The organism is Microbulbifer maximicatervae (SeqCode) (genome assembly GCF_052467305.1).
The window spans coordinates 4,336,679-4,352,788 of sequence record NZ_CP174306.1 but is presented as its reverse complement, the minus strand read 5'-3'; the positions used below and the strand labels follow the sequence as shown (position 1 = coordinate 4,352,788).

The following is a 16,110-nucleotide window of genomic DNA, read 5'->3' as shown; positions in this document are numbered from 1 at the left end:
AGTCTGCCCCCTAAACTCTTTCGATAATGGTTGCTACACCCATACCGCCGCCCACACATAGTGTGACCAGGCCGTAGCGAAGTTGCCGTTGTTCCAGCTCATCCAGTACTGTGCCGATCAGCATTGCACCGGTCGCGCCGAGGGGGTGGCCCATAGCGATTGAGCCGCCGTTAACGTTGAGTTTTTGTGGGTCCACGTCTAACTCGTGTTGGAAACGCATCACCACTGCCGCGAAGGCTTCATTCACCTCAAAGAGGTCAATATCCTGCACCGTCAGGCCTGCGGCCTTCAGGGCTTTGCGAGTGGCGGGCGCGGGGCCTGTGAGCATGATAGTAGGCTCAGTGCCCACTACCGCAGCGGAGACAATACGGGCGCGGGGGCTGAGCCCCAGATCCCGCCCGGCCTGTTCACTGCCGATCAGCAGGGCGGCTGCGCCATCGACGATGCCTGAGGAATTTCCCGCAGTGTGAACATGGTTGATTGATTCGACCTGTGGGTAACGGGATATGGCAATGCTGTCGAAGCACAGGTCACCCATCCCGGCAAAGGACGGCTTGAGTTGTGCCAGGGCCTCTATGGACGCATCTGGGCGCACCAGCTGGTCGTGATCGAGAATGGTCAGGCCATTTTGGTCGCGTACGGGAATCACAGATTTTTCGAAAGCACCGCGCTTCCAGGCGGCTGCCGCTTTGTGCTGAGAGTCCAGCGCAAAGTTATCCACATCCTCGCGGGAAAATCCGCCGAGTGTAGCGATCAAGTCCGCGCCAATGCCCTGGGGTGCAAATCCAGTATCTATTGCTGTACGTGGGTCCATCGCCCAGGCGCCGCCGTCGCTGCCCATGGGCACCCGCGACATGGACTCTACGCCTCCGGCCACTACCAGATGCTCCCACCCGGAGCGAACTTTGGTAGCGGCGAGATTGACCGCTTCGGCACCGGAGGCACAGAAGCGATTTAGAGTTACGCCACCGATATCCCAGTCCCAATCGGCAGCTAAAGCTGCAACTTTTGCGATATCGGCACCCTGATCTACGATCGGTGTAACACAGCCCATAACGATATCGTCCACTTTGGCAGTGTCGAATCTATTGCGGGTCTGTAATTCTTTCAGGAGATCTGAAAGCAGGGTGATAGGTTTGACTTCGTGAAGGGCACCGCTGGATTTGCCTCTGCCCCGCGGGGTGCGGATAGCATCGTAGATGTAGGCTTCGGTTGGCACGGTTTTAGCCTCTTTTTATTTTATGGTTTCGCTTATTACCATAGTGCGGTGCAGCTTGGGTTCAATGATAAAAATTGCCACGGAAGATGACTCAGCTTCCAGGTACTACCGAAAATTCCTAGTCAAATATCTTTTTATTTATTCCAAATTAACCTAACCATGTGGAGGTACTGCCGTACACTCAAGTAAGGCGCCTAAATCTATTGAAATTTTGGCACGGTAAATTGGCACTTAAATTATCTTTGCGGCTGGAGGAATTCCATGTCAGGCAGGGTAATGGGGATTCAGGGCAGCTGAGAAAAATTTGAATGGGTAACACACGGGTGGCCCCGGACAAATAAATGTACTTTGACGGTCCCTGAGGTGGTGAGCGAGGTTTGGCTATGGCGGATAATGTTTTGGATATGGCTACCGGCCAATTGGGCTCCGGGGGTATTGATGCGCTGACAAAGGCTTTGAATTTGCCGGCAGGGCAAGGTGAAGCTGCACTCTGCTCAGGCGTTGCTTACATACTGGCTGGTATGTTGAACAGGGCCAGTAGTAAAACAGGAATGGGTTATTTATTTAATTTAATTTCTGAAAGTGAAGCGCTGGATTTGTCTAAATTCGCCACCGCTATTTCCTCACCAGAAAAGTTGAAGTCAATTACAGACATCGGTGAGAAAATGCTGGGAAAAATTTTCAGCAGTCGTAAAAAAGAGGTCCTGGAAGTTGCAGCGAATAATCTGGGTAAAGAGGGCGGAGATCTATTGAGTGTATCCGCACCGATAGTTACTTCGTTGATGCAAAGCCAGGCCAAAGCTCAAAAAATGGATGTTTCCGACTTGGCCTCATTCCTGATTGGGCAGCGGGAGCATTTACAGGGGTATATACCGGATAACCTTCTTCAAGCAATCGACGTTCCAGATTTTGGAAAGTTGGGAGACGCTCTGGTTACCCATGGCCACGCCAAACCCCAGGAGCCTCGGGCTACAGCAATTCAAGGGCCCGAAGAAAAACGTAAACCGGTTAGTTTCAGTAGCTGGTTTTTTCCTTTGCTGTTGGTACTTGTGGTTCTCTACGCATTGAATATGTGTATGTTGAAAGGGAAAAAGGAAAATTCAGTAAGCAATCCTTCCATGACTTCCCAGGAAGCGAGCTTTATGGAGTCCGCTTCACAGCCGGTAGGGGATTCCCCCCTTGAGAAAGCGGAAGAGGAAGCGCAGCTGGGTCCCGATAACTTTTCCAGTAATTTGCGTGATTATCTCAAGAGCTTTTCAGACAATCCCGACCGGGAATTCCCCATGCGGGTGAACTTTGAAAAGGGAACCGCAAAAATCACTAACCCTGCAGCTGAGGATATCGATGCTCTGGCAAAAATCATGCAGGACAACCCCAACTTAACCATTGCTATTGAAGGGCATGTAAAAGGTGAGGGTAATGAAATTGCAGAGCAGGAAATTTCCCAAGAACGTGCGGATGTAGTGAAAGAACTTCTACTGAAGAAGGGGATAGCGGCAAATCGTATCACTGCAACAGGAATGGGCTCAGCTAAGCTTGTCCCGGAAGATATGGCGGAGAAGAGGGACCAAAAAGCCCTTAATGTTGAGCGAGTTAGTATCCGGGTAGTGACAAACTCTCAGGAGTAGCCGGGATACGGGAATCCCTTTAAAGGATATTTTCCAAGGTGGATTTAATTTATAAAAAATCCCGGTCTTTTGACCGGGATTTTTAGTGTCGCCTTAACTACGGAATTTATCCCTGTAAGCTCCGGGAGCTAGCCCTGTCCACTTTTTAAATGCGCGATTAAAAGCGCTGGGTTCGGAAAAGCCCAGGCGCTCGGCAATTTCAGCTACAGCGGTTTCCTGTTGCTTTAACTGGTAAACCGCCATATCCCGCCGAACAGAGTCTTTAATATCCTGCCAACTGTTGCCCTCCTCTTTGAGGCGGCGGCGCAGTGTCTGTGGAGATGTGTACAAGCGTGCAGCGACATCATCCAGTGACAGATTTTCGATACTGTTTTGCTGTTGCAGCATACGGCGAATACGACCGGTGAAACTGTGGTCGGATTTGTATTGGGTCAATAGGCACTCGGGGGCGCGTGACAGGAAGTCTGCCAGCTGTTGCTCATCGCGTACCAGGGGCATTTGCAAATAGCGAGTGTTAAATACCAGGCAGGTTTCACCTTGGTTAAAGTAGTGCCTGCAAGGGAACATATCGCTGTAGTCTTCGTTGTAGTCGGGCGGGGGAAACGCCAGAAGAACGCGCTCTAATAAAATGGTACGGTCGATCAGCCAGCTAAAAAAGCGCAACCAGATTACCGCGATAGATTCGACGAAAATTTGGTTGGGCAATTTTTTTTCATTGGTGTGGTGAATGATCAGTCGAGCTTCTTCACCATCCTCGACCAGCTTGATGTGCAAGTCGTCACTCACCATGCTGATAAAGCGGCTAGAGCGAAGCAGGGCTCGGCGCAGGTTGGGACAGGTGATACAAGCGTGCCCCATCATGGCAAAAGTGCCCGGCAGCCAAGGGCGCGCCAGGAATCCTCCTGACTCATCGTTCAGAAAATCCCACTCAAGGCGTAACAAGTTGGCCATCTGCTCCCGGCCAACGCGGCTATCGGGATCATCTAGCTGGGCGGGGGCGATTCCGCTATCGATGAGTAGTTGTTGGCAGTCCAGTCCGGTCGCTTGTGCGCCAACCAGATGGGCCTTTACCGCAGCGGCGGGAATACCTAGCCCCGCTTCGCGGAGTTTGGGGTTTTCATTGTCCACTCTTTCAGCCTCACAATTATTTTCTGTCTGCTGCTGTATTACGGTATGGATTATGCGCAAACAGAGAGAGAAAGTCAGGCTTCTGCTTAATTTATATGCAACTGCCTGTGCTTTTATTAGTGGTGACAGTTTCGAACTTGATGGGCTTATGGAATAAAAGTTGTCTATTTCTGTCTTTTAATGTGTATTTTTTGCGTTAACGACTGAAAATCCCAGTTTTGCTCTCAACAATTTTCTATGCTTGATCCTCTGTGGACTGACAGTTCTTTTAAAGTTTGATAGCGATAGTGAATCACTATTTCCTCGACCTGTAAGTCATATTCGTCAACAATAGGAAAAATTCCGTTAGTGAAGGACTGGTCAAATGTCACCGACGTCTGTTGCAAGTCTGTTAAACCCGACCATCTGCCGGCGAATGTTGATTGCTTACCTGATCGAGCATATTCCGCGTCCCAATAATCCTACTTTGGAGGAGGCAACTGGATGGCCTCGCCGTACGGTGCAGGACATTATTGCGAAAGGATTGCCGGGGCATGGCACAGTTGTAGAGTTCATTCAGGAAGGCGTGCGCCATAATGACGGCTACTACCTGCTGCGTGATTGGGGGTCTTTTGACAAGAATTGGGTGAAAACCAATTTGCCGATTATTTGCCAGGTGTTAGATGTAAAGCTGGATTTGAGTGACGCAATGAGCTGATCAGAGCGCCACTCACAAAATTGGATTACTGCTGTGGCGCGTGGCTTTGCTGAAGAATTTTGTTCACTTTCTCCAGTAGGGCGGGATTCGATTTAATGCTGTTGGCAATTTCCTGGTATTTGGTTTTGGAAAGGCCGGCTTTTTCAATTGCGGCGATCATTTTTCCCTGTGCTTCTTTGTTGATCGCTTCCGCTTCCTTGATATCGGCAGCCGCTTTCAGTTTGGGAGCGTATTCTCGACTCAGCATCACGATAGAGCGATAGGCGTTGGCAAATTGCTTGAGCTGCGGTTCGCTAAACGAAGCTTTGGGGGCGGTTGTTTGGCCGGTAGCAGGTTGTGCGAAGGTCATCGGCACGCTGAGTGATATTGCCAATACAGCCAGGTATTTCAAAAAGAGCTTCATCGGGCACTCCAAAAAGTATAAGGACGCTTTTGCTTCTCAGAGGGAGCACCCAGCGTCACGTTGGGGCTGTAAATTTATGCTTGTGGCGGAGCTTTAGTGACCTGTACCAAGTCTAAAGCGGGTAGCTATTAGTCTTCAGCGTAGTCAGTTTCTGGCGCCTTGTAGCGCCTTTTTCCGCCAGCAAGGAGAATTTTTCCTGGAGTGGTTGTGAGGTCATAAAATTTAGTGAGCGACTGCCGCCGCTCATAATGCAGGAAAACTGCACCGGATTTAAACCGAGGTGGGCCTTGTGACTAACGGTCGCTGTGATCAGCTAGAAAATCCAGAGAAATTTCTTGCGTTTTTTCAGCGACTGTTCGCAGCTATTGAGTTGTTGCTGATATTTTTGCGCCCTGGCAGATACCTTGTGGGATACATTCTTTAGCCAGGCTTTATTCTGGAAAGTGCGCCGATTAAAACCACCGTGCCCCTCGTGGTAGGCGAGGTAAAGGCTGTAGGTGTCATTGGCGCGTATCTGGCACTGGCGTGCACTGGTGTTGTTATACCAGCCGATAAAATCGATGGCGTCGCCAAAATCATCCCGATCGGCACCGTAGTTAAATGAAGACCTTTGGTAGTGGCGCCAAGTGGTCCCCAGAGCCTGGGGATAACCGTAGGCATCGGACGGCCTCGGGCCGGGGATAAAGCCCAGGATCTTGGTGCGCGGGGGCTTGGCATCATGCACAAAACGGGATTCCTGGTGCATGATTGCCATCATCACTGCAATTGGAGAGCCCCATTTTTCCTCCGCATCTTTTGCCTCGCCGTACCACTTCTTTTTTTCCTGGAAAATAGAGCAGACGTTGTCGAGATTACTTGGAGGCGCGGTTGCACAGCCGCTGCTCAGTGCAACAGCACTGAGCAAAACCAGCAGTCCGCATTTTTTATTTTTTTTGTGCATAACTATTTACGACATGTTTAAACGGTAATGGTCTTCACTCCGGCACTGGTGCCAAGCAGTAAAATATCGGCGGAGCGCTTGGCAAAGATACCATTGGTCACCACACCGGTAATGTTATTGATGGTTTCTTCAAGGACAGTGGGGTGTTCGATACGCAGATTGTATACATCGAGAATGGCATTGCCATTATCTGTGATCACACCTTGACGATAAACCGGATCACCGCCCAGTTTAACCAGCTCCCGGGCAACCAGCGAGCGTGCCATGGGGATAACTTCAACCGGTAGGGGAAACTCTCCCAGGACTTTTACCCACTTGCTCTCATCGGCAATGCAGATAAATTCTTCAGAGCAGGCCGCCACGATTTTTTCTCTAGTCAATGCAGCACCACCACCTTTGATCATTTCAAGGGCCGGGTTCACTTCATCGGCACCATCCACATAGAACTGGATGCCGTCGACGGCATTAAGCTCATAAACGGGAATGCCGTGGGATTTGAGTCGCTGTGCGGAGGCTTCAGAACTGGCCACAGTACCGTCAAAGGTACCTTTGATCTCCGCCAGGTAATCGATAAAGAAGTTAGCGGTGGAACCGGTACCTACGCCGACAATGGAATTGTCCTCCAGGCGCGGGGCGATATAGTCGATAGCGGCGCGAGCTGTCGCCTGTTTCAATTCATCCTGGGTCATACTCTGGATAGTTTCCTTTGCAATTATTTCGCCTTAATTTGTATCTGACGATAAAAAAAAGCGCGTCTGGTTGTTTTTGGTGGCAAATATGCTTCTCAAGGCTTAGACTGTCATGCCGGTGCTGCGCTTCACACAGGGCCTTTGTAACCCTGCTATTAGTCTACGCTGAGTCGCGCACAGTAATTAACCGCTACGGCCGTCAAACACGTCATGCCCAAGTCCTATATCAAGCGCATTTTAGACGCACGTATTTACGATGTCGCTACCGAGACGCCATTGGAGCAAATGCGCCAACTCTCCCATCGCTTTAACAACCGGATTCTGTTGAAGCGCGAAGATCTGCAGCCGGTGTTTTCCTTCAAGATTCGAGGGGCATACAACAAGCTCCTGCAGTTGCCCGCCGAGGAGCGGGCCCGGGGAGTGATTGCTGCATCGGCGGGTAACCATGCCCAGGGGCTTGCCCTGAGCGCTGCCCAAATGGGAGTGCGCGCCACTATAGTGATGCCCAAAACCACCCCGCAAATTAAGGTGAGTGCTGTGCGTATGCGCGGTGCCGAAGTCGTGCTACATGGAGATACTTTTGATGAAGCGGCGGCGAGGGCTCGCGAGCTGGTTGAAGAGCGGGGGTTGGTATTTATCCACCCCTACGATGACCCCGATGTAATCGCCGGCCAGGGCACCGTGGCTATGGAGATGCTGCGACAGCACTCGGGTAACCTGGACGCGGTGTTTATTCCGGTCGGAGGGGGTGGTTTAGCTGCGGGTATGGCCGCCTATATCAAATATGTTCGCCCGGAAACCAAAGTGTACGGTGTAGAGCCGCAGGATGCTGCCTGTCTGGAGGCCGCGCTGAAAGCCGGCGAGCGCGCTCGGCTAGCGGAGGTGGGCTTGTTTGCCGATGGTGTTGCCGTTGCACAAATCGGTGAGGAGACCTTCCGGGTTCTGCGCGAAACCGTAGATGGGGTTATCACTGTTAGTACCGATGAAATCTGTGCGGCCATTAAGGATATATTCGAGGATACACGCTCTATCGCTGAGCCGGCCGGGGCCGTCGGTTTAGCGGGGCTGAAGAAATATCTGGAGCAAAATGACAATCGCAATGGCACCTTCGCCACAGTGTGCAGTGGAGCCAATATTAATTTTGATCGCCTGCGCTACATTAGCGAGCGCACTGAGATCGGTGAAAAGCGCGAGGCGGTCCTCGCAGTAAAAATTGCTGAGCAACCGGGAAGTTACCTGCAGTTCTGCCGGGATTTAGGGGACCGCTCAATTACTGAGTTTAACTATCGTTTTGCCAGCGATAACGAAGCGCATATCTTTGTGGGCCTGCAGGTGGTATCTGAGGAAGACCGCAGCCAATTGGTTAGTCAGCTTGAGTCCAAAGATTATCAGGTTACAGATCTCACCGATAACGAAATGGCGAAACTGCATATTCGCCATTTAGTGGGAGGTAGAGTGCCGGGCTTGCCCGACGAAGTTATTTACCGCTTTGAATTTCCCGAGCGCCCGGGGGCCTTGCGCAAGTTCCTCGAGCATCTCGCCGGGCGTTGGAATATAACGCTGTTTCACTACCGCAATCACGGGGCAGCTTATGGGCGTGTCCTTGTGGGATTGCAGGTGGAGCCGGCAGCGAGGGACGAACTACAGACACTATTACACCAGCTTCAATTTCGTTTTTGGGATGAAACACAGAATCCGGCTTATCGGTTATTTTTGGGCGCTTAAACCATCGCTTCCCGATACCTGAGAAAGACGTCTCATTTATCGAAACGTGTATAGACTGCAAATCCTGTTTTGTCGAACTTGCTTGTCTAATTTTGAGACAAAAAACTCATAAAATATCCAATAAACGGTTACTATTACGCCGCTTCTTGAGTATTGTCTATTCGCGTGGAACTTTTGCTGTGGCTCTGGTCATAAGCGGGGCGAAACGCATATAAAAACAAAATTATCGTACAGGATGGTCCCAATGAAAGCCGATGCGCTGACAATCGCTGTGGTTGTCTTTGTCGCGGGCGTTCTGTTGAGTACCAGTGGTTTATCTGAGGTATTTTCTTCCGAAGCTGAACCGCCGGCTGCTCTGCAACAGGGAGTGGTTACCCGTTAGGCTGATGCCGGGGGGGCGCTCTGCCCACGAGCAAACACAAAAAAAGCCGGACACTTAGGTGTCCGGCTTTTTTTGTGTTCCACTACCCACTTTTTAGCGGCAGCGGTAAATCCTTTGCTCTGTAACCACCATATCCAGTGGAATATCCCAATTGTCTGTGGGCAGGTTATCCACACATTGTAGATGGTGCGCCGCGCCGATAAGTTGTGGTCCAGTGCCTGGTAATAACTGTTTGCGCTCAAAAGTCCGATCGTAGAAACCGGCCCCCATACCCAAGCGCGCTCCGCTGGGGTCGAAGGCGACCAGAGGAACCAAAACAAGATCCAGGAGCTTGGGAGCGCGGTAAGTTGTGCGCACAGGTTCTGGAATGCGATAGCGATTGCGAAAAGCCAGGGGTTCGCCTTGCCAACGCCTGAACCGGAGGTGGGGGTGTGGTTCTGCCGGCAGCTGTGGCAAATAAAAATGTTTTTGTGGAAAACGTTGCAGCAGATAGCGGACATCCAGCTCGCCATCAGTCGGCCAATAGATACCGACATGCACTGCTCGATTCATTTGTGGGATACGGCTCAGGAGAGTGATGGCTGCACGGCCATGCAAACGCTGTTGATAGGCGCTGAGTTCCCGTCGCCCCGCGCGCATACGGCGGCGCAGTTGCGTTTTGGTTTCAGTCATTGTGGGAAGAGAAGAGCGTGAAGAAATAGGGTACCCCGAGTGTGCGGCTGTAGACGGAGCCTTGAACCGTAAGGTTCAAGGTGGTGGGATCCGGAGTACATAAGGCTTTCCGCTACAAGGCGGACTTGCTCACCAGCACCCGCTGGAAACCACCGGGGTAAGATTATCGGCTCAAGGACATAGTCTGCTGGCCAACACCCCAGGGTATGAATCAATTATAACTTGTAGAGCGGGGGGCTGTTAACCAGAAATTTAAATGAAGTGACCGGTAGCAGAAAGTGGCTTCTTGTCACCTTACTCCTGAAGTTTTTCTTCCGAGTCTATTTCGCCCAGTGCACTTTGCACCTTATCAGTAAGCCGCTCCAACATTTCCTCTTGCAGGGGAATGGAGCTGAGCTCAGCTTTCGCCTGGATAAGCTCGTGGGCAATATTAAGCGCTGCCATTACGGCGATACGCTCTAAGCCGATGACAGTACCTGTTGCGCGGATGCGGGACATGCGTTCGTGTAGCAGGTGTGCCGAAGCCTGCAGTCCGGCACGCTCGCTTTCCGCGCAGGCGACACGGTACTCTTTATCGAGAATAGAAACAGTTACAGTTTCGGAGGGTGATGCGGTTTCAGACATCAGGTATCTTGCGTTAGCCCCTTAAGACGGTTAATCATAGCTTCTACCCGCGAGCGGGCGGCCTCGTTATTTTTTATCAGGCGCTGGCGTTCACGCAGCCAGTCGGCTTCCTGCCGGCGTAATTCACGATTGTCATCCGCCAATTGTTGACAGCGGGCAATGAGTGAATCCACGGTGCTTTCTAGCGCTTGCAGCTTATCCATATTTCCTGCATTTGAGGTCGACGTCTGAGTTCGCAACACGACAGACTGCGAGGGATTCCGCTACTATATTGCCGGCGTATTGGTGGGTCAATCGCTGCACCTGCGCGGACAATCACAAAATTGTCTCTTAATGCCTCAAATTCCCGGTTTGGCACCAGTGTGACGGCCGGATTGAAAAGCCTAATTTACAAAAAGCTGTACGGTAACCATGACTTCTGAAGCTAGCCGATTTGAACTCCTCGCCAACGCCATTCTCTCAGCTGGGGGGCAGGCTGATCCCAGTGAATTGCACGGTTTTATCTGTGGCATTTTGGCGGCGGGCGAGCGACCGGACAAACAACGTTGGCAGAATGAGCTGGCCGGATTGCTCGATGTGGAGGCGGTGCCGGCAGATCTCAATCGGGATTTTTTCCAGCTGACTGAGGAAAGTCACAAGCAGCTCGACGGCTCTAACTTCGATTTTCAGTTGGTGTTGTGCGATGACGAAGATGTTGTCTCCCGCGCTCTGGCGCTGGGTCATTGGTGCGATGGGTTCCTGCACGGCTTTGGTGTCGGCGGGGCCCGGGAAAAATTGATGCCCACCAGTGACGAAGCTTTAAAAGATATTAGTGCCATCGCCCAATTGGATGCCGAACATGTTGAAGAGGGTGAGGAAACTGAGCTGCAACTGGTGGAACTGCAGGAATACGTGCGCGTAGCCGTACTCAATATATTTACTGAGGTAAAGGGTAAGGACTCCAATAGCGAGCCCACCATTCACTGATGTCTAAGACCCCGAAAACCACAGCGGGAATCAGTCGATCTGAGTACGCCCGCCGACGCAACCGCCTGATGGCAGAATTGCCCGCAGGTAGTTTGGCAATCGTGTCATCTGCTGGGGAGCAACTGCGTTCCCGGGATACTTTTTTTCCGTTTCGCCAGGACAGTGATTTTTTGTATCTCACTGGGTTTGATGAACCGGAAGCGCTGCTGGTTTTGGTGCCGGGACGAACACAGGGAGAAACCCTGTTGTTCTGTCGCGAGCGCGATGCGGAAAAAGAAAAGTGGGATGGCCCGCGCCTGGGGCCGGAGCGCGCGATGCAGCAGTGCGGCTTGAACGATGCATTTCCCATCGGTGATCTCGATGATATTTTGCCGGGGCTGCTAGAAGGGCGCGAGCTGCTCTATTTCCCCATGGGCCGCTACGCCCATTTGGATAAGCGAATCCGCAATTACCTGGAGCGGATTACCGCAGCGCCGGATACCGGGGGTGCACCGGAAATGGTCGACCTCGATTACCAGTTGCGGGAAATGCGACTGATTAAGTCGGCCCAGGAAATTCGCTTAATGGAGCAGGCGGCCAAAATCAGTGCCGAGGCACACAGCCGGGCTATGACCCGATGCCAGCCGGGCCTTTACGAATACCAGCTGGAGGCTGCCCTCCTGCATACCTTTGTCGACTCCGGAGCCCGGGAAACAGCCTATCCCACTATCGTTGGGGGTGGCGGCAATGCGTTGGTGATGCACTATTGCAGTAATAATGCCCAGTTGCGCGATGGGGACTTGGTGCTGGTGGATGCGGGCTGTGAGTACCGTGGTTATGTGGCCGATATTACTCGCACCTATCCGGTTAATGGTTCATTTAGCGGACCGCAGCGCGCACTTTATGAGATCGTTTTGGCGGCACAGCAAGCGGCGATTGAACAGGTTTCAGTGGGCAATCACTGGGACCATCCCCACGCTGCCAGTGTTGAGATAATCACTCAGGGGTTGGTCGATTTAGGACTGTTGCGAGGCGACACCCAGGGGTTGATAGAGTCTGGCGCTTATCGGCAGTTTTATATGCACCGGGTTGGCCATTGGCTGGGCATGGATGTGCACGATGTGGGTGATTATCGCATTCATGGAGCCTGGCGCCAGCTGGAAGCCGGAATGGTAATGACGGTCGAACCCGGAATTTATGTCCCGGAGGACGATGAGAGTATTCCCGCAGGATTTCGCGGGATCGGGATTCGAATCGAAGATGATGTCGCACTTACCAATAGAGGGCCTCAGATCCTCTCAGCAGCGGCTCCAAAAGCGATTGAAGATATTGAATACACCATGCTTCACGGACGGGACTTACTGACCCGTTAGAAGTGATTGTTGGATTGTTCGGCCAATAATATTTCAATGCCGAATAATCAAAGGGGGAATTGGGATGGGTGAGTCGGCGCGTAAAGTAGATGTGGCCATTGTCGGTGGCGGTATGGCGGGAGCCAGCCTGGCATTAATGTTGTCACATTTTTGTCCTCAACTCAGTGTGGCGCTCCTGGAGCAGAGAGCACTGCCGGATGCCGCTGCCAGTATTCAGTTGCCGAGTTTCGACACGCGAGCCACGGCCATTGCCGCAGGCAGCTTGCAGTTATTTGCGGAGCTTGGACTCTGGCCTGCTCTGCAAGCCTATAGCGCCCCGATTGATCGTATTCATGTGAGTGACCGGGGGCATGCATTTGGCGCCTCCCTCTCGACCCGTGAGGGACAGGGAGTCAACTTTGAGGGCATTCTGGGCACAGTGATAGAAAATGCAGCGCTGGGCCCGATTCTCCACAGTGCACTGACTAGCACTTCCACCCAATTATTAGCGCCGGCGCAGGTTACTGACATTACCATGACCTCTGCGGGCGCAAACCTGTTGTGGCGATCCGAGGATAATTCCCCCGATCAGGCACTGTCCTGCGGATTGGTGGTCGTTGCCGATGGGGTGAACTCTCCCCTTTGCCGCCAGCTGGGAATAGAAATCAGCTCGGTTAAGTACTCTCAGAGAGCGCTGGTCGCTACGGTCGCTCTGCAACAGCCTCACCAAGGTGTGGCTTACGAGCGCTTCACCCGAATGGGGCCCATGGCACTTTTACCGCTGCCAGATAGAAAAGGGCAGCACCGCGCGGCACTAGTGTGGGCTTGCGAGGAAGCAGAGGCTGAGCGTGTCGGTGTAATGCCTGAGGCTGAACGCCTGAAAAAACTCCAGCAGGTATTTGGCTGGCGTGCCGGACGTTTTATTAAGGTTGGAGCCGTTCAGGGGTATCCACTGAGTTTATCGATCGCCCAGGAACAGTGGCGCCGGAATGTGGTGTTGATGGGCAATTGCGCCCACTTTCTGCACCCAGTAGCAGGGCAGGGTTTTAACCTGACTCTGCGGGACTGTTATGGATTGGCACAAGCCCTGTCGACAGTGACGTCGGATACACTGCCAGGGCGGCTCGATTTCCTGCAGCAATACGGAGAAATGCGCCAGCTGGACCAGCAATTGACGATTGGATTCAGTGACCGTATTCCCACACTGTTTTCCTCTTCCGGTTGGCTGCAACAGGGAATTCGTCAGTTGGGAATGCTCGGCCTTACAATGGTCCCGCCGCTGCGCCGGGAATTTGTCAGTCAAGCGGCGGGATTTGGGCTTTAAAAGGTGCAGGGTCGGGGACGGCTGCTGCCACTTCAGCGGAATTGGCTTTTATGAACAGACATCGTTTGGATTTTGCCATTGTGGGTGCGGGCATGGTGGGCATGGCCCAGGCAGCGCTGCTGGCAGTTCGGCACCCGGGCATGCGTCTGGCCTTGCTGGAGGCGTCCCCGGAGACAACGCCGCAATTGTCACCGCAGTATGAACCCCGCGTGGTGGCTCTGACACAGGCCTCCCGCGAGCTGCTCGAAGAGGTGGGAGCCTGGGATGATATTGCCAGCCGCCGCGCCTGCCCCTATGTGGAAATGCGGGTTTGGGATGCAGATGGAACCGGCTCAGTAAGCTTTAACAGCCGCGATGTGCAGCTGCCGAATCTCGGTCATATCGTCGAGAATAATGTCATTGTCGCCGCGTTAAGAGCACGGCTGGAAACCCTGCCCAACGTGGAGTTGGTCAATGGTTTTCGCCTGGAGAGCTGGTGGCGCGACTGCGGACTCTGGCATTTACAGCCTCGCGGTGAAGACCGCTTAAATGAAGAGGATGGCCTGCGCGAGCAACCTGAGATAGTGCGTACCCGCCTGTTAATCGGTGCCGATGGCGCCCGCTCTAAAGTGCGAGACTTACTGCATATCCGCTCCCAGGATACCGATTACCATCAAACTGCGTTGGTGTGTGTCGCGCGCAGTGAGAAATCTCACCGTCACACCGCTTGGCAGCGTTTTTTACAAACGGGTCCACTGGCATTTTTACCTCTCGCGGGGTTGGGGGATGACAATCACTGCGCCGTGGTTTGGTCTGCGGATGAAGAGCTGGCGCAAGAGCTATTGATGCTGGATGACCAGGCCTTTGCCCTGAACCTGGAAAAAGCCTTTGAGAGCCGTTTGGGCAAAGTGGAATCCGTCAGTGAGCGCTTTTCCTTCCCCCTGCGCGCGCGCCATGCGGAACGTTATCGCGGCCCTGGCGCTGTATTGGTGGGAGACGCCGCCCATAGTATCCACCCCCTCGCGGGCCAGGGTGTAAATCTTGGGCTGCAGGATGTGCGGGTGCTGGCAGATGAAATTGACCGCGCTATGGCACGCGGCCTGGAGCCCTCTCACTCTTCAGTGTTGGCCCGCTACGAGCGCCGCCGCCGAGGAGACAATGCCGCCACTATGAAGGCGATGAGCGCCTTTAAGTCTTTGTTCGGTGCTGGCGATGTGCACTGGCGCTGGCTGCGTAACACTGGGTTGAGCATGGTAGATGCCAGCCCCATGTTAAAGAAGCGGATTATTATGCGGGCTATGGCGGTTTAAATTTGCTATCCCCGTAAAAATGGATCGGGAGAAAGTGCTCAGTGGGGGTGTCAGAGAAGTTGCTGGTGTTTACCTATCTACTAAGTGGCTTTTCCCTGAGGCAGAGGGGAATTAAAAGCCTTGCCGTCGGTAAAAAAGGTTAATTTCAATTGAGTCACTGGATTACTGTTTACTCATTTCCTATATCAAAGGATCTCAGCGCGCTTTTTCGCTTAATACAGCGTTACCAATTGCCATTGAGAATTGCTGAGGAAAAAAATCAGCAGGCGTTGTTGACGACAGATTCAGGTATAGCTGAATTGCTGAAGCCGCTGTTGCAAGATTGGGAGCGGGGATTAGTTGATCTGGACAGAGTTCAGCTAACAAAGGCAGAACCAGAGGCCGGCGACCATTTACCGGGTGAAGAGGGACAAGCAACAAAAGAGAAAGCACCTGTAAGCCCCTCATTTTTACCGACTTTCCCAATGGATAAAACACCGATTAGTTTATTACTTATCGGCCTGTGTTTTTTTGGTTGGTTTTTACATTCCAATAATCTGTCTGCACCGCTTTTAATATATCCAGATACCAGTGGTGGCCCAATTTTCTCACAGTCGTCTTTAATGTGGCACTTGGAGAGAGGGGAGTTTTGGCGATTGTGGACCCCTGCAATCATCAACTTGTCTTTTCAGCATGCCCTGTTCAATGCCCTGGCTATCTGGATACTTGGGCGTCCACTGGAAGCACGCGGAGGGCCATTTATTTATAGCCTTCTGGTGTTGCTCGGCGGGATTGCAGCTAATTTATCCCAATATGCCTGGAAGCCCGAGGTGATATTCGCTGGAATGTCGGGTGTGGTATACACGCTGGTCGGGTTTGCTGTGGTGATGCAGCGTTGGCAACCGGCATGGAGAGATATACCCCCGGGCATTATTACCCTGGCGATTGTGTGGATGATATTGTGCGTCCTTGGAGTGATTACCTATTTTACTGGGATCGGCATCGCCAATGCTGCGCATTTAGGAGGCTTTTTTGCTGGTTTTTTGATTGCGCTGGTTTACTGCGTTGCTGGTGGTGCGCGAAAATTTAACTCTTATCCCGCTTCAACCTGAAT

Annotated in this window: 16 protein-coding genes, 1 other RNA gene and 1 pseudogene; 9 read left to right on the top strand and 9 right to left on the bottom strand. The window is 52.4% G+C overall.

Going from position 1 to position 16,110, the window contains the following annotated elements; genetic code table 11:
* Window positions 1–10: 10 nt before the first annotated feature.
* The gene (locus tag ACJJI4_RS18930; RefSeq protein ID WP_444926131.1) at window positions 11–1,219 is read right to left on the bottom strand and encodes an acetyl-CoA C-acetyltransferase; all 1,209 of its coding nucleotides are present in this window, start codon (window positions 1,217–1,219) and stop codon (window positions 11–13) included.
* A 383-nt stretch (window positions 1,220–1,602) separates the two neighbouring features.
* Here ACJJI4_RS18930 and ACJJI4_RS18925 point away from each other — a divergent pair, with 383 nt between their 5' ends.
* Window positions 1,603–2,847: an OmpA family protein gene (locus tag ACJJI4_RS18925; RefSeq protein WP_444926130.1), complete on the top strand. Its 1,245-nt coding sequence runs from the start codon at window positions 1,603–1,605 to the stop codon at window positions 2,845–2,847.
* Between the two features lie 93 nt (window positions 2,848–2,940).
* Here the strand turns inward: ACJJI4_RS18925 and ACJJI4_RS18920 are convergent, their stop codons facing one another.
* Window positions 2,941–3,975 (bottom strand): AraC family transcriptional regulator, encoded by a 1,035-nt coding sequence (locus ACJJI4_RS18920; protein ID WP_282930930.1) that lies wholly within the window; start codon window positions 3,973–3,975, stop codon window positions 2,941–2,943.
* A gap of 364 nt (window positions 3,976–4,339) precedes the next feature.
* Here ACJJI4_RS18920 and ACJJI4_RS18915 point away from each other — a divergent pair, with 364 nt between their 5' ends.
* Entirely contained in the window at window positions 4,340–4,672 is a 333-nt protein-coding gene (locus ACJJI4_RS18915) for a helix-turn-helix domain-containing protein (protein ID WP_413663608.1), read from the top strand.
* A 25-nt stretch (window positions 4,673–4,697) separates the two neighbouring features.
* Here the strand turns inward: ACJJI4_RS18915 and ACJJI4_RS18910 are convergent, their stop codons facing one another.
* The 3 genes from ACJJI4_RS18910 to rpiA all read right to left on the bottom strand — a co-directional run bounded on the left by ACJJI4_RS18910 (window position 4,698) and on the right by rpiA (window position 6,704).
* A complete protein-coding gene (locus tag ACJJI4_RS18910) occupies window positions 4,698–5,075 on the bottom strand; it encodes a DUF4168 domain-containing protein (RefSeq protein WP_444926129.1) in 378 nt (125 codons plus the stop codon).
* Window positions 5,076–5,388: 313 nt separating this feature from the next.
* The gene (locus ACJJI4_RS18905) at window positions 5,389–6,015 is read right to left on the bottom strand and encodes a transglycosylase SLT domain-containing protein (protein ID WP_282930933.1); all 627 of its coding nucleotides are present in this window, start codon (window positions 6,013–6,015) and stop codon (window positions 5,389–5,391) included.
* Between the two features lie 17 nt (window positions 6,016–6,032).
* A complete protein-coding gene (gene rpiA, locus ACJJI4_RS18900; RefSeq protein ID WP_444892233.1) occupies window positions 6,033–6,704 on the bottom strand; it encodes a ribose-5-phosphate isomerase RpiA in 672 nt (223 codons plus the stop codon).
* 207 nt (window positions 6,705–6,911) lie between these two features.
* On the opposite strand from rpiA, the pseudogene ilvA reads away from it, so the two are divergent.
* Window positions 6,912–8,429, top strand: a pseudogene (ilvA, locus tag ACJJI4_RS18895) (threonine ammonia-lyase, biosynthetic); the annotation flags it as partial.
* A gap of 244 nt (window positions 8,430–8,673) precedes the next feature.
* Window positions 8,674–8,811 carry a hypothetical protein gene (locus tag ACJJI4_RS18890; protein ID WP_192879435.1) on the top strand — a complete coding sequence of 46 codons (138 nt, stop codon included), beginning with the start codon at window positions 8,674–8,676 and terminating at the stop codon, window positions 8,809–8,811.
* 93 nt (window positions 8,812–8,904) lie between these two features.
* Here ACJJI4_RS18890 and ACJJI4_RS18885 read toward each other — a convergent pair whose 3' ends face one another.
* The 4 genes from ACJJI4_RS18885 to ACJJI4_RS18870 all read right to left on the bottom strand — a co-directional run bounded on the left by ACJJI4_RS18885 (window position 8,905) and on the right by ACJJI4_RS18870 (window position 10,349).
* Window positions 8,905–9,483 carry a 5-formyltetrahydrofolate cyclo-ligase gene (locus ACJJI4_RS18885; protein WP_444915310.1) on the bottom strand — a complete coding sequence of 193 codons (579 nt, stop codon included), beginning with the start codon at window positions 9,481–9,483 and terminating at the stop codon, window positions 8,905–8,907.
* A 28-nt stretch (window positions 9,484–9,511) separates the two neighbouring features.
* Window positions 9,512–9,692, bottom strand: a non-coding RNA gene (gene ssrS, locus ACJJI4_RS18880) — 6S RNA.
* A gap of 85 nt (window positions 9,693–9,777) precedes the next feature.
* A complete protein-coding gene (locus ACJJI4_RS18875; RefSeq protein WP_413663605.1) occupies window positions 9,778–10,107 on the bottom strand; it encodes a cell division protein ZapA in 330 nt (109 codons plus the stop codon).
* Window positions 10,107–10,349, bottom strand: a complete 243-nt coding sequence (locus tag ACJJI4_RS18870) for a TIGR02449 family protein (protein WP_444918431.1) — start codon at window positions 10,347–10,349, stop codon at window positions 10,107–10,109. Before ACJJI4_RS18870 ends, ACJJI4_RS18875 begins: the two co-directional genes overlap by 1 nt.
* Window positions 10,350–10,518: 169 nt before the next feature.
* Between ACJJI4_RS18870 and ACJJI4_RS18865 the strand changes: the two genes are divergently transcribed.
* From ACJJI4_RS18865 to ACJJI4_RS18845, 5 genes are all read left to right on the top strand, one after another.
* Complete coding sequence (locus tag ACJJI4_RS18865) at window positions 10,519–11,073, top strand: UPF0149 family protein (RefSeq protein ID WP_413663604.1); 555 nt, start codon at window positions 10,519–10,521, stop codon at window positions 11,071–11,073.
* Window positions 11,073–12,425: an aminopeptidase P N-terminal domain-containing protein gene (locus ACJJI4_RS18860; protein WP_444926128.1), complete on the top strand. Its 1,353-nt coding sequence runs from the start codon at window positions 11,073–11,075 to the stop codon at window positions 12,423–12,425. Before ACJJI4_RS18865 ends, ACJJI4_RS18860 begins: the two co-directional genes overlap by 1 nt.
* A 64-nt stretch (window positions 12,426–12,489) precedes the next feature.
* Window positions 12,490–13,728 (top strand): FAD-dependent monooxygenase, encoded by a 1,239-nt coding sequence (locus ACJJI4_RS18855; protein ID WP_444907017.1) that lies wholly within the window; start codon window positions 12,490–12,492, stop codon window positions 13,726–13,728.
* Window positions 13,729–13,778: 50 nt separating this feature from the next.
* On the top strand, window positions 13,779–15,017 hold the full coding sequence (locus tag ACJJI4_RS18850; RefSeq protein WP_282930941.1) for a UbiH/UbiF/VisC/COQ6 family ubiquinone biosynthesis hydroxylase: 1,239 nt from the start codon (window positions 13,779–13,781) through the stop codon (window positions 15,015–15,017).
* Between the two features lie 149 nt (window positions 15,018–15,166).
* The gene (locus ACJJI4_RS18845; protein ID WP_444926127.1) at window positions 15,167–16,108 is read left to right on the top strand and encodes a rhomboid family intramembrane serine protease; all 942 of its coding nucleotides are present in this window, start codon (window positions 15,167–15,169) and stop codon (window positions 16,106–16,108) included.
* Window positions 16,109–16,110: the final 2 nt, after the last annotated feature.